The sequence below is a fragment of the Ancylobacter sp. 3268 genome (assembly GCF_031456575.1).
GTDB lineage: Bacteria > Pseudomonadota > Alphaproteobacteria > Rhizobiales > Xanthobacteraceae > Ancylobacter.
The window spans coordinates 15491-27984 of sequence record NZ_JAVDUX010000023.1 but is presented as its reverse complement, the minus strand read 5'-3'; the positions used below and the strand labels follow the sequence as shown (position 1 = coordinate 27984).

Sequence of the window (12494 nt, the reverse complement as noted above, 5' to 3'; positions counted from 1 at the left end):
ATCTGGAGGAAGTAGGCGTCTGCATCCTGCAGGGTTTGAAGTCTATTTGTCATGTAACGCGAGCCCTTCCATGCAATGTGTGTGGGCTGAAGCACGTCGAGAAGATGATGCATCTTGTAGTATGAATTGTTTACAATTATTTGCGGGCGTTGCCCGCTGATCAGACTATAGTGGATGTCAACCGTGGTGCGACGGGGGGGCATCTGCCGAGCCGGCGCTCGATCGGCTATTCCCTTCTGCTCACACAGCACGCGTAGCTAGACGTATGGGCGCTGTGGCTGAGGCTTGAAACGATGATCGGTGTAATCCTCCAGGCGCTGGCGCCGATATTCTTCGTCATCGCCATCGGGTACGCTGCTGGTGCACGCCAGAGAATCGACAATCAGAAGGTGAATAGCCTCAACGCCCTCGTTATGGAGTTCGCCCTTCCGGCTTCGATATTTGTGGCGATGGCCTCCGCTCCGGCTGCGGAATTGCTGAACCAATTGCCACTGTTCTTCATATTTTCTGGGCTGATGTTGGTTATTTTCTTCGCATGGTACGTATTTGCTCGCCATTGTTGGACCACGGACCCTGCCGACGCTGCAATGCAAGCACTTACGATCGCCTTTCCCAACCTTGCCGGGGTCGGGCTTCCGATCGCAGGCGCCGTTCTTGGACCGGATGGTACCGTGCCTGTGGCGGTCCTTCTTGCGGCCGGGTCGCTGACGGTGAGTCCGCTTGGTCTGCTCATCGCGGAGATGAGTGCCTCGCAAGCAGATGGTACTCCTAACGGCGCTCGCATCATTCATTCGCTTAAGCGGGCCGTTAGCAAGCCGATAGTTATCGCTCCGTTGCTTGGTGTTCTTTTATCTTTGTTCGGCATCGGAATCGATAATATCGTCAGGGAAAGCCTGATGCTTCTTGGGCAGGGTGCCGCTAGCGTAGCGTTGTTCCTGACAGGGCTGGTACTTTCCTCGCAACCCTTCACTCTTGACCGCAGGATTGTCGGCGCCACCCTAACAGCAGATGTCGTCCGGCCGCTTCTGGCGGCTGGCGCCGTACTCCTGCTTCCGGTTGCCAACGATGTTGCAAAGACGATTGTCCTGCTCGCGACAATTCCATCCGGCTTCTTCGGTATCCTGTTCGCTGTGAACTACCGTCTCAATTCAGGAGTGCTTGGCTCGATGGTTCTCGCGAGTACCCTTGTGAGCGCTATCACGACTGGAGCAGTCATAGCTCTGCTCTACTGAACAAAATGAGATGATATTTAGCTGAATTTCGATCAAAAATGTTTGGTAATTTAAATTACTAACTTTATACTTTCTGGCCTTCTGATTTCGCTGACGCTGAGGTAGGGAGCTTCGCGGTGCAAAAGGTCTCACCTCTTCGCGTTGCACTCCAACTCGTACCCTGACGGACCTACGCTTTTGGTGTCATCGTACGCGCTATGCGCAAGAAACTGACGCCCAAATACCTCGATAGCCTGCCGCCCGCGCCTATGAAGCGGTACGAAGTCCGCGACGATGTCGTCGGCGGACTGATGATCCGCGTGTCGACCACCGGCGCCAAGGTCTGGTACCTCGCCGTGACCGTGAAGGACCGGGCGCGTCGCATCAAGGTCGGCACCTATCCGGTGCTGAGCATCGCCGACGCCCGCGACAAGACGCGAGAGATGTTGCGCCAGATCCAGCTCGGCACCTTCGAGGAAGAGTCGGAGGTCCGGCTGACTCTCGGCGATGTCGTGCCGCAGTTCATCGAGCTCTACGCTAAGCCGCGCAATCGCAGCTGGAAGCCGACCGAGCGGGTGCTGACCAAGTTCGCCAACCTCTATGACAAGCCGATCACGGATATCCGGCGCGGCGATGTTGTGAAGGTCGTCGATGAACTCATCGCCTCAGGCATGGGCGCCGGCGCGAACCGGGCGCTCGCAGCGATCAAGAAGCTGTTCGCCTGGTGTCTCGACCGCGGCACGATCGAGACCAATCCAATCGCCGCGTTGAAGGCTCCGGCGAAGGAGGTGTCGCGTGACCGCGTGCTGAGCGACGATGAGATCGTCGCCTGCTGGCGAGCGGCGGAGGGCGAGAGCTTTCCTTTCGAGCCTTTCGCAAAGCTGATCGTGCTGACCGGGCAGCGGCGAGGGGAGGTGGCCGGCATGCGCTGGTCAGAGGTCGACCTCACCCAGGGTGTCTGGACGATTCCGGCATCGCGCGCCAAGAATGCCACGCAACACGTCGTGCCGTTGGCACCCTTGGCAGTCTTGATTCTCCAGAGCCTCCCACGCTTCGCCGGGTCGGACTTCGTGTTTACCACCACCGGACGCACGCCGGTCTCCGGCTTCGGCCGGTTGAAGGCGCGCCTCGAGAAGGCCTCTGGTGCTGACGACTGGCGCTTGCATGACATCCGGCGCACCGTCGCCACCCGCATGGCGATGATGGGCGTGCAGCCGCACATCATCGAGGCGGTGCTGAACCACAAGAGCGGCATCGTCTCTGGCGTAGCTGCCGTCTATAATCGCCATGCGTACACGCAGGAGAAGCGCGCCGCGCTGGTGAAGTGGGCCGAGCATGTCGAGCAGATCGTCTCGCCAGAAAGGAAGGCCGCTGACCTTGCCGCTTAGCGGAATTCATCGCCGACTCATGCTGATTGTACATGTGGCATAATCATGAGCGGTCAATCCGACAAGCCAAAGAAAAGCTCCACAGGCGGAACAAAATCAAAATTTGACGACGTTTGGCGTTCGTTGAAGAGTGATTGCGACGCGACATGGCGGATCAATCTGACTGTAGCCGGCAATATAGTGGGATTATGCCTCTTCCCGGTCGGTGGGCATGGGTAGAGCTCCCCGTTGGTCGCTTCAAAGAAAAGTTTCCAAGCTTTGTGAGAGCCGAGGCACTCGCGAGAGAGCTTGTCCCATCTGATGGAACGTCTACGCGCGAGGGAATGCGCGCATTTCGCCGAGGGATGAGATTTCGTAGATCAGTTGTTGATTCGTATCTCCACAAATTGATTGCTCGCTCTCAAGTTCCGGCGTGGTTGGCTGATGATTTCGGGGCTTCAAGGGAAATTTCTAGCGAAACCCGCCTTCATGATTATTTGCGGATAGATACAAGACGCAGCCGGATCAGCATCCACGATGCTGGAATTGGGCCGACATGGCATGCAGAAACGGATGCGCCAAAGTTGGTTGAGGCGCTTGACTCAGCGCGCGCCTGGAAATCGAAACCATCCCCGAACGATTGGCTGATGCTTGAGCGCATCGCGCGCGAGCACATTGAGACCGTGGGTCTGCCGGAAACGCAGCAGGCTTTGCTCGATAAGGTCCAAGACGCACAGATCTCAATCAATCCTGCTTCGCACATGCCAAGCCGGTCTGAGGGCCTCAGGCTGATGTCAAAGCTGTATGCCGAGTACGGCGAGGTGTCTGAGAATTAAATCGTCGCTATCTCAGACGACGCTGATCCGCCTGTCTGCTTTTCTCTCCGCATCCAGCCCACAGCTGGAAACACAAGCATGGAGAAAGAGATGCGCGGACCTCCGCCACCAACCATACAAGGCGCCTCTTCAGAGGCGCCCGGCAAACTGCTTTTGTCGCGCGCCGAGGTTAAAGCACTCGGCATTCCCGGTAGCAACGTCACGTGGCTCCGTAATGAGCAGCGTGGGCGCTTTCCCCGCCGCATCCGTATCGGCGGCACGCGCGTGTGCTGGGATCGCGCGGAGATCCTGACCTGGATCGAAGAGCGGCGCGCTGAGCGTGCTCATCACCACTACGCCGACTACGCCTGAGCGGAACGGCAAAAATCTCGTTGCATGACTGACGAAACAGCCGGCGCGGCAATCAGGTCGCGCGGGACAGCCCGCCGCTATGCATCGGTCTAATCGCGGCGTCTCAACATTACCCAACAAGGGCCGGGCGGGTATCGCTCGGCCCTTTTACTTTCAAGGAATATGGAAATGCTGAAAGAGTTTCAACTTTTGGAGCAAATGCGCTCCGATGATCCCTTGAAGGCGGCAGAGGCCTATATCGCCGCCGGTCTAAAGGTCGTCGTGATCCACGGTGTGGATGAAGATAGCAAATGCACCTGCAGAAAACCAAAATGTAAGGCCTTCAAGCATCCTGTCTCTGAGTTCTTCTCGCATGGAGCGCATAGCGCTACCACGGATATGAAGCTCGTGAGGCGAGCATTTAGAAAGGTGCCGAACGGGAACCTCGCGATCACGCTCGACGACCTGACGGTCATTGACATCGATGGACCCGAGGGGCGTCAGCTCATTGCGGATCAGCGATTTCCGCGGACGATCAAGGTCAGGACTCCTCGAGGCAGTCATTCTCATTATCTCGGTGGGCTTTCTGGAAAAACCTTCAAGCTACCTCAGGCCGACGTTCTCACCGGCGCGGATCGCTATGTCCTGGTGCCGCCGAGCTTGGGGGCAGGTGGTAAAAGATACCGTTGGGCGACGATGGGGCCGCAGGAGGCAGCGCCGCTGCCGGCTGGAATTGAGCAGTTGCGGCGCCGCTCTCCTGCCACCGCGCGCGCAGCGCATACTAAAATCTTCGAGGGAGCGCGTAACGACACCCTCTTCAAAATCGCATGCAGCCTGCGGCGGCATGTTGATCAGGATATGCTCCAGTCCATCCTTCAGGAGGTTAATCGAACAGCCTGCGAGACGCCGGTGCCGGATTCCGAGGTTGCCGCACTGGTGGCAAGCGCCGGACGGTACGACACCGAGAGCGCTGACTTGTTCGGCCCTCCGACCATTCGAGAATCCCTGCCGCTAGAGTTTCTCTGGTACCCTTATATTCCTCGGCATGCGGTCACCTTGCTCGCTGGCGACCCGGGCAAGGGAAAGTCGCTGCTGGTCGCCCAGCTCATCGCGCGGGTGACGAGCGGTCGGCGGTTGCCGTTGAGCGGGAAGCGAGCGTCCGGGCGCCGAGTGCTTCTGCTGTCCGCCGAGGATAATTGGGCTCGGGTAAGCCTTCCCCGGCTGGAGAAGGCGGGCTTCGACATCGACAATTTGCATATAATGCAAAAGTTCAGATCGTTGACGGACGAGCGCATTGAGGCAATGGCAGCGTTCATGCGCGAATGGAGGCCTGACCTCGTCGTGATCGACACGCTTTCGGCCTACATGGGCGGCGCGCGCGACATGCACCGCCAGAACGAGGTGGGCGAGTTCCTCGGCCGCCTCACCGAGCTGGCAGAAGAGACAGGCGCGGCTATTCTCGGCCTCGCGCACTTGAACAAGCAGAGCGGGGGGATGCCGCTCTATCGCGTGGTCGGCTCGATTGGCTTCATGGCGACGATCCGCTCGGCGCTGTTCATGGGCAACGATCCCGACGACCCGGAGCGGCTGGCGCTCGCCCACGGCAAGGCGAACGGCAGTGAGAAGGGGCCGACAATATTGTTCGAGCGGGTCGGCGGCGGCAAGAATGAAGTGCCAATCCTGCGCGCTGTCGACACGAGCCCGGCTACAGATGCAGACGTTTGTCGGGTGGAGAGGGGGCCTGTGGGGCGGCCAAGCGCGGAGCGCGACGCCGCGATCGCCTTGGTGCAGGAGATGCTATCGGACAAGCCGGTGGCATGGGAGACGATCCAGGCAGCGGCTGAAGCGCGGGCCATAGCCTCGAAGTCCACGATGAATCTCGTCCGTGCCGATCTCGCGCGCGAAGGGAAGATCGTCCAGGTCGGACGCGGCAAGGCCGCGAAATGGATCTCGGGGGATGATAGCCGGGAGTGATCATCGCAAAAATTCGTACACAACAATTATTAAATGAATTGCCGCTGGTTTACGCCAGCGGCTTTTTCTTTTCGATTTAATAATTATCGTGTCGGCATTTGTGCGACGATTCAATTTATGAGTTTTTTAGTTCTCTTGAATTTTGTATGATCTTAATCTAGCTGCTGCTTCTGGGGCGCCTTGCCGATCGATAACTTCATAGTCCTGCGGTGACGGGGCGTGGGGGCCGAGCATTTGCAATGGATGGATATGGCGTCTTGCGGAGGCGCTATAGGCGGCTAAAAATGGCCGCTGACGGCGGCGGCAATGCTGCTGGCAGCCCCCACCTAATCGCCGGCGTCCGCTGACACTGGCCGGCTTCATCGGGATGCGGAACTGCCCGGCAGGGGATGCCCTTCAAGAGAGCTGAGCATGAGATTGATGCAGCCGTGCGGTTCCGTCATCGGCGTTGATGTGGGGTGCTCGCCGACGCGGAGGTCGAGCGCGATCTGCCGGCTCGACTGGTCCGGCGACACCATCTCATGGGAAATCGCGCGCTTCCGGGCCGCGGAGCCGGAGCGCGAGGGCATCATCGCTCAGATCGCCGGCGGGCACCGAGTTGTCGCCGCAGCGTTCGACGGTCCGCTCCGGCGGGGCTTCGATATCATCGGCCGCTATAGGACGGCCGAGCGCATGCTGACGCGCCGCCTGCAGCCGCTGATCGGCAAGCCCGGCCAGTCAAGCGCGCCGGTGGGCAAGCTGCTAAACCTCCATGCCAACGAGTGCGTTCGCCACGTCCTTCATCATGCGGATGTAGAGGCCGCGCGCCATGGCGTGCCGATCGACCCGCGAGCCGTCGTCGAGGCGTTTCCGAGCGCGTTCCTCGGGATGATGGTCGACGACCCCGTGCGACTTGCCGCCCGTCGAGGTGACAGGTCCGACACGTTCTTTCACCATCTCGCCATCGGCGGCGGCCTGCGCGGGCTCGTGGAGTACCTGCTGCCGGGGAGACGGTTGGTCATGGACCCGGCCGGCCTCGTCAACCACGACGACCGAGCCGCCCTTGTTTGCGCCCTCACCGCGCTTTGTGTGGCAGCCGATGACTTTGTGGCTGTCGGGGACGCCGACGACGGGTGGATCATCTTGCCGCCGCGGCGGATTATTCAGCCCGCGCAGTGGGCGCTCCTCAGCCTGAACGGGCGGGAAGAGACAGGGGAGGCGCTACGGGTATTTCCCGCGGGTGCTGCTGCGAATCGAGCAGGCGGGGATACCGATCTCGAAGGCATCTCCACCGCGTGACGGCACCGACACTGCGATAAATGATCGTCCTGTTCGTGTGAAATAGGCAAGCCGCGGCAAGCGGTCTCCTCCTGTGGCTTCTGTCTCGGGTGCTCGAGGCCGGCGAAAATCGCTCGCCGAGGGCGTCCAGGATCGCGTGAGAGCCTCGCTGAGGGCCGAGGTGTCCGTGCCGGCTGTCACCTGCCGGAGCGGCGATGCCGGGCGTCCTGGGCGTCCTGACGCAGCTTGCCTGCTCGATGCTATGGGCTGTAGTCGTAGGGTGGGCGTCCGGAGATTGGCGTGGGAGTTTCGCGACATGACCTATGTCGATCGCATCGTGCGCCTGAAGGTCGAGCTCGACGACTGGCAGCCTTCCATCTGGCGACGTGTCGAGGTTCCGCTCACCGCCACGCTCAGAGCCGTGCACGATGTCATCCAGGCGGTGATGCCGTTCAGGGGTTATCACCTGTTCGAGTTCCGTGCTGATGGGCAGCGCTTCGCCATTCCCAATCCGGAATGGGACGGCCTGCGCGACAAGACGAACTTCGCCAAGGCGATGAAGCTCGGCGGCCTGAGCGACCGCGGCATCGCCGAGTTCGGCTACACCTACGACTTCGGTGACGATTGGCGGCACACGATCACGGTCGAGGCCACTGCCGCGGCCGATCCCGCCATGGATTATCCCCGCTACCTTGAGGGTGCTGGCCGTGCACCGCCTGAGGATGTCGGCGGCATCCCCGGCTTCGAACTCTTCCTTGATGCCATCGCCGATCCCGACCACGAGCAGCATATGAGCTCATGCGCTGGCATGGCGGTCCCTTCGATCCGGCCCACCTTGACGAAGACGCCATCCGCGCCGGTATCGCAAAGCTCGCCCGCCGTCGCGCCCTGGGCAAGGCTGCCTTCGCGAAGAGCCGGGGGCGAGTCAATTGAGCCTCCCGGCGTGGGCTTTGCCGGTGGCATGGTGCTAAGGGATCGCTCTCATGTCGATTAGGAGGGCATTCTCGCGTTGCCGAGGGGGGCAGTTGGCCAAAAATCGCCGCTGGCGGCCGCGGCGACGCCGCCGGCTACATCCCTACCAAAATGTTGGCGCCGAGGAAATTCGAGCCGGTTGCGGCGATTGTGTCATCAGCCCGCGCCGCCACATTCCCCGCTGCTAACGCTTCCTTGATGCCGTCGAAGATGCGAGCCGTATGCGGGTAAGCCTTGTCTGGCGAGAGGTGGGTGCTGACTGGCAAGTTCCCCTCAAGGCAACGGCTCTCGAACTCGTTGATTTCATTCGCTGTTGCAGGCGGGGAGGGTACCGACGCGCTGCACGAATTCCCAAATCCAGCGACGTTCGACGTAAAGGATGTAGGTGTTGAGCACCTCCGCCGTCCGCAGAAGTACCATCGGAACGTGGTAGCGCACGGTTATGGATGCAGGGTCGATCGCCCCGTACGTGGCAAAATACGTCTGGCCTCCGGAGTGGGCCTTCTGCCCTGTGGTCGCTGATCGGTGAAAGCCAGCCAACCTTCCTCGCAGACCTTCGAGGCCCCAAGTCCGGCCGATATAGACGACCTCACCGTCCTTCCAGATCTGATAAACGCCGGGCACGTTCGGCAGAGCGGTTCGCTCGGTCCACGGTAGCGGTTCTGAGGTGTGTATATCCATGGCCATTCAGGGTGTGTGAGACTCTGAATATGACTCATAATCTATGGTCATGAGGGAGGTCTAGACCTGTCCATGGCGGCATGGACGTGCGCCAGCGGATCGGCCGCAATTTGCAGAGGATACGGCGAGGGAAGGGGCTGTCGCAGGAGGAGCTCGCCCACCTTGCGCGCATTCATCAGACCTATCTCAGCGGTGTCGAGGGAGGAAAGCGCAATCCCTCGGTGCTGGTCCTCGACCGCATTGCTCAAGCGCTGGGTGTCGATGTCTGCGAACTCGTCGCTCGCCCGGATGCGCCGACACAGTCTTGACCCCGGGCCAAGTAACAGGAGTGGCGCGGACCCACCGCATACGGTGCGCCTAGCGGCAGTAGTTGACTCTTAGGTGACCTTTGAGATGTCTGGTTATGGATCCGCCCACCATGTTCCTATGTCATGAATAGGGGTGTCTGCCGACGGGCGGCTTCGAGGTTCCATCACGCAGAATGCTGCGGGTTGGAGCAGTGAAATCCGCTCGTTTCAAGCATGGCGATGACTTGTCCAGACGACTGGAGGGCGCTTACTGTGCGTCGGAGGCAGCACGACTGGCATCTGTCTGGAGGATGATGACAGCGGGCGGCTAGGAGTTCGGATAACGCCCGATCGGCTGACCCGTCCCGACGGCTATAGGAGCGACCGAAAACGCTGCACGAGGTGATACTCCGCTTTCGGGTTGCCCGGTAGAACGCGGTAACGAAACGTCACGCCGTGATGCTCAACCAAATCTTGCACCGTGTAGCCAAGTTGGTTGGTCACCAGCACTGACTTTCCTGTCAGAGCGCATTCCACCACCATGCCCACCGAGGCGCGACCCACGGGGAGCGGCAGCTTGCCGCCGAAGTACTTCATCTCCGCATGCACCACGACGACTGAGTGGCCGGGGTCGGCGTTGCCTGTACGGCAGGCGTTCGCATCGGTAGCCGGTAGCACGAGAAGATCAAACTCGTGAAGCAGGCGCCCAGATCCTGTTGCCGGCGAAACCCCAATGGGAGTTCTTCCCGAGACTTTCACGCCGAGGTGGGCCTCGAGATCGGGCTTGCCTGACTTCGACATGTGGGCGAACGTGTAGCCACGAGATGGCAGCCGCCCCGGACCGAGCCGGAAGACGGCCGAAGTCACCGTTGAACCCAATCCGTCGCGTAGCTCAACGGTCCATCCTTCATTATGCGCCGCCTGGAGGAGCAGCGTCAGAACATAAGCTTCGTAGAGGTCATGCTGCTGGGCCTTGCTAGCGTAGTCCAAGGTGACTGCCATCCCGAGGGCGGCTTCCACATCGGTAAGGAAGCTACTCGTCGCCATCGAGCCGCCTCCTCAGTACCTGGAAGGCGAAGCGCTGCTCGGCCAACTGCTTGAGCTTCGCACGCCGCTCTGCACCGCGGAGCCGGTCCGCGCTTCGAATTGCTTCGACTCCGGAGGCTTGATCCACAAGCACGCCTCCGTCCGGCCGGTCTTCCTCATCCGGCTTGAACTCGACGCCCTCGACTTCAAGCACATCCAGCGTCCTGAGTTCGATTTCCGCGAGATTTACCGTTACACCTTCTGTCGCGTCGATGAGTGCGAGCGCGCGCGTTCTGAGCGCCACCGTGGGATAGAGCTCTGTCTCAGCCTCGTCGACGACCCAGCCGAAGCCATTATCGACCAGCATTCTCCGCAGTTCCGTAATCAACTGTTGGATATCATCGTTGTCCATATACCCACAATCGACGACCGGATCGAGCAAGGTCAAGATGAACAGACGTTGCAGGATCACGGAGCCGACGAAGGACGCACTTTCAGCTCTAGCTTGCAATCCGGCGAGCAAAGGGCAGCAGCTGGCTTTGACCGGGCTGCATCCATTGGGGAGATTGCGTTGCGTCTGCCAGCTTCTTCTTAGTCACAACCAAGCTCGAAAGCATCGTTCGTTGCCTCGGCATCGAGGCTAACAATGCTTTGAGCCTACCGGAGCAAATGGAGATCTGACGTCTAGCCCGGCGATCAATTGGTTAACAGTGTCACTGACCCATTCCTGCCCTTCGACGATCCTAGCAGCGACGTCTGCTTTGCGCCCTCGCACCGGTCATTCAGGGCTGGCTACGATGGAAATTGGACAGACGCGCGACCCCCTGCCTTCCACAAGGCCTCGCCCGCGCCTATATTACAAGGTATTATACTGGGGGTGTGCGTGACCAATTTTTCCGTGCCGGGTCCGGCAGAATTGACCCTTTCTCTCACGGTCGATTCCGGCCATCCCCTTTTTATCGTCGGTCGCAACGGGACGGGCAAATCCGCCCTCATGAACCGGCTCCGACAGACGTCCCAGCTGAATACCATCTACCTGCCTGGGAGCAGGACTGCCCTTTTCGACGGTGAGAGCCTGTCGCTCACGCCCAACAGTCGAAGGGATCTCACGACAAATCTGGGAGTATGGGACAATCAGGCCGAAGCCCGGTGGAGGAACCATTCCGGCAATCAACGAAACGAGAAGGCAATCCACGACCTGACGGCGGCGGAACATCAATATAAGAACGATTTCGCGAACACGATCGCGGTGAATTCAGACCCGGTCGAAACGGCGGCCGCAATTGCCAAATTGCAAGCGAAAGAGTCCCCTCTCGACAGGGTTAACCAGATCCTTCAGCAAGCCAACATTTCTGTCCAGATGTTCATAGCTGACAACGAACTTAAGGCGATGTCGGGCGGAAATATCTTCAGCTACGCGCGGATGTCCGATGGAGAGCGTATCGCGCTCATCCTGATCGCGGAGGTGATATCGGCAAAGCCTGGCGTGGTCTTCCTGATTGACGAGCCTGAGTTGCACCTTCATCGTTTGATCATCACGCCCCTGATCTCGACGCTTATCAAGTCGCGTCCTGACTGCGAGTTTGTCATCAGCACCCATGAACTGGATTTACCAACATCGATCGCCAAGTCACGCGTGTGCATCGTGCGGTCGGTCACCTGGCACACCGACGGGCAGGTGAAGCATTGGGACTTCGACATCGTTGATCGGACGGACGACCTTCCCGAGGGGCTCGTCACCGACATCCTTGGTTCACGGCGTCGCGTTCTTTTCACCGAAGGGGCCGCCAGCAGCCTTGACGTCCCGATGTACTCTGTTCTGTTTCCGAAGGTCTCGATCAGGCCCAAAGGCAGCTGCAAGGACGTGCAGCTTGCGGTGGTCGGCGTCCGATCGACAACCGGTCTGCATCACACCGAAGCATTTGGCCTGATCGACAATGACGGCATGGCCGACCAGTCTATCATCAATTTTCAAGCAGAGAGTATCTATCCGCTCCCGTTCTTCTCGGTGGAGTCGCTCTACTATGACGCCGAGGTCCTGGCTGCTGTCGCCACGAGACAGGCGGCGACGCATGAGGCGGATGAAGAGAAGCAGACCGAATTGATGGCGTGCTTTCTTGCCGATGTTCTTGCTGAGGGAATCGCCGCTGCGGAAAAGCCAGGGACGGCAGAGCATCTGGCAGGGCGGCTCGCTGAGCGGCAAGTGCGCGACGCGCTTCTGGCCCAGATGCCGAAGCGGGAAGAACTCATCGCGGCAACTTCGCCGACCATCCAGATCAGTGGACAATCCGCCTATCCGGCAGAGCTCGCGCGTTTCGAAGCAATGCTAGCCGCACAGGACCTTCACGGCATCATAGCCCGCTACCCGGTCCGGCATTCGGGCATCCTCGGCGCCATAGCGAAGGCGCTGAAGTTCCAAGGCCGCGCCGACTTTGAGACGGCGGCTGTCGCTCGAATATCTTCGGACGAGACGTTGCGCAACAAGCTGCTTCTGAAGCTTGCTCCTCTATCGACTGTGATCAACGCGTAAGCGTGCCGCCAGCTCGACCTAGA

General features: G+C 59.9%; 13 protein-coding genes. 9 read left to right on the top strand and 4 right to left on the bottom strand.

The features are described 5' to 3' along the window. Positions 1–293 precede the first annotated feature (293 nt). The 7 genes from J2X65_RS24365 (at position 294) to J2X65_RS24335 (ending at position 7969) form a co-directional block, all read left to right on the top strand. A complete protein-coding gene (locus tag J2X65_RS24365; protein WP_310207222.1) occupies positions 294–1232 on the top strand; it encodes an AEC family transporter in 939 nt (312 codons plus the stop codon). A 197-nt stretch (positions 1233–1429) separates the two neighbouring features. After that, on the top strand, positions 1430–2599 hold the full coding sequence (locus J2X65_RS24360; RefSeq protein ID WP_310207218.1) for a tyrosine-type recombinase/integrase: 1170 nt from the start codon (positions 1430–1432) through the stop codon (positions 2597–2599). Positions 2600–3015: 416 nt separating this feature from the next. Then, positions 3016–3414 carry a hypothetical protein gene (locus tag J2X65_RS24355; protein WP_310207215.1) on the top strand — a complete coding sequence of 133 codons (399 nt, stop codon included), beginning with the start codon at positions 3016–3018 and terminating at the stop codon, positions 3412–3414. 78 nt (positions 3415–3492) lie between these two features. After that, complete coding sequence (locus tag J2X65_RS24350) at positions 3493–3765, top strand: AlpA family phage regulatory protein (RefSeq protein WP_310207212.1); 273 nt, start codon at positions 3493–3495, stop codon at positions 3763–3765. 168 nt (positions 3766–3933) lie between these two features. Beyond that, complete coding sequence (locus J2X65_RS24345) at positions 3934–5718, top strand: AAA family ATPase (protein ID WP_310207209.1); 1785 nt, start codon at positions 3934–3936, stop codon at positions 5716–5718. Positions 5719–6129: 411 nt separating this feature from the next. After that, entirely contained in the window at positions 6130–6996 is an 867-nt protein-coding gene (locus J2X65_RS24340; RefSeq protein ID WP_310207206.1) for a hypothetical protein, read from the top strand. Between the two features lie 295 nt (positions 6997–7291). Further along, positions 7292–7969, top strand: a complete 678-nt coding sequence (locus tag J2X65_RS24335) for a plasmid pRiA4b ORF-3 family protein (protein ID WP_310207203.1) — start codon at positions 7292–7294, stop codon at positions 7967–7969. A 73-nt stretch (positions 7970–8042) separates the two neighbouring features. Here the strand turns inward: J2X65_RS24335 and J2X65_RS24330 are convergent, their stop codons facing one another. Both J2X65_RS24330 and J2X65_RS24325 read right to left on the bottom strand, forming a co-directional pair. Continuing rightward, on the bottom strand, positions 8043–8213 hold the full coding sequence (locus tag J2X65_RS24330) for a hypothetical protein (protein ID WP_310207200.1): 171 nt from the start codon (positions 8211–8213) through the stop codon (positions 8043–8045). Between the two features lie 37 nt (positions 8214–8250). Next, positions 8251–8628, bottom strand: a complete 378-nt coding sequence (locus J2X65_RS24325; protein ID WP_310207197.1) for a hypothetical protein — start codon at positions 8626–8628, stop codon at positions 8251–8253. Positions 8629–8708: 80 nt separating this feature from the next. Between J2X65_RS24325 and J2X65_RS24320 the strand changes: the two genes are divergently transcribed. Then, positions 8709–8936, top strand: coding sequence for a helix-turn-helix transcriptional regulator (locus J2X65_RS24320; RefSeq protein WP_310207193.1), 228 nt, complete (start codon positions 8709–8711; stop codon positions 8934–8936). Between the two features lie 351 nt (positions 8937–9287). Here the strand turns inward: J2X65_RS24320 and J2X65_RS24315 are convergent, their stop codons facing one another. Together J2X65_RS24315 and J2X65_RS24310 are read right to left on the bottom strand one after the other, a co-directional pair. Beyond that, positions 9288–9962 carry a hypothetical protein gene (locus J2X65_RS24315; RefSeq protein ID WP_310207190.1) on the bottom strand — a complete coding sequence of 225 codons (675 nt, stop codon included), beginning with the start codon at positions 9960–9962 and terminating at the stop codon, positions 9288–9290. Continuing rightward, positions 9949–10413, bottom strand: a complete 465-nt coding sequence (locus tag J2X65_RS24310; protein WP_310207187.1) for a hypothetical protein — start codon at positions 10411–10413, stop codon at positions 9949–9951. Before J2X65_RS24310 ends, J2X65_RS24315 begins: the two co-directional genes overlap by 14 nt. A gap of 411 nt (positions 10414–10824) precedes the next feature. Between J2X65_RS24310 and J2X65_RS24305 the strand changes: the two genes are divergently transcribed. Further along, a complete protein-coding gene (locus tag J2X65_RS24305; RefSeq protein WP_310207184.1) occupies positions 10825–12471 on the top strand; it encodes an AAA family ATPase in 1647 nt (548 codons plus the stop codon). The last annotated feature ends 23 nt before the right edge of the window (positions 12472–12494 follow it).

What these genes read in the sequence shown, in the direction of transcription:
- J2X65_RS24365 (WP_310207222.1), top strand. Translation starts at nt 294, where the DNA reads ATGATCGGTGTAATCCTCCAGGCGCTGGCGCCGATATTCTTCGTCATC.
- J2X65_RS24360 (WP_310207218.1), top strand. Translation starts at nt 1,430, where the DNA reads ATGCGCAAGAAACTGACGCCCAAATACCTCGATAGCCTGCCGCCCGCG.
- J2X65_RS24350 (WP_310207212.1), top strand. Translation starts at nt 3,493, where the DNA reads ATGGAGAAAGAGATGCGCGGACCTCCGCCACCAACCATACAAGGCGCC.
- J2X65_RS24345 (WP_310207209.1), top strand. Translation starts at nt 3,934, where the DNA reads ATGCTGAAAGAGTTTCAACTTTTGGAGCAAATGCGCTCCGATGATCCC.
- J2X65_RS24340 (WP_310207206.1), top strand. Translation starts at nt 6,130, where the DNA reads ATGAGATTGATGCAGCCGTGCGGTTCCGTCATCGGCGTTGATGTGGGG.
- J2X65_RS24335 (WP_310207203.1), top strand. Translation starts at nt 7,292, where the DNA reads ATGACCTATGTCGATCGCATCGTGCGCCTGAAGGTCGAGCTCGACGAC.
- J2X65_RS24325 (WP_310207197.1), bottom strand. Translation starts at nt 8,628, where the DNA reads ATGGATATACACACCTCAGAACCGCTACCGTGGACCGAGCGAACCGCT.
- J2X65_RS24320 (WP_310207193.1), top strand. Translation starts at nt 8,709, where the DNA reads ATGGACGTGCGCCAGCGGATCGGCCGCAATTTGCAGAGGATACGGCGA.
- J2X65_RS24315 (WP_310207190.1), bottom strand. Translation starts at nt 9,962, where the DNA reads ATGGCGACGAGTAGCTTCCTTACCGATGTGGAAGCCGCCCTCGGGATG.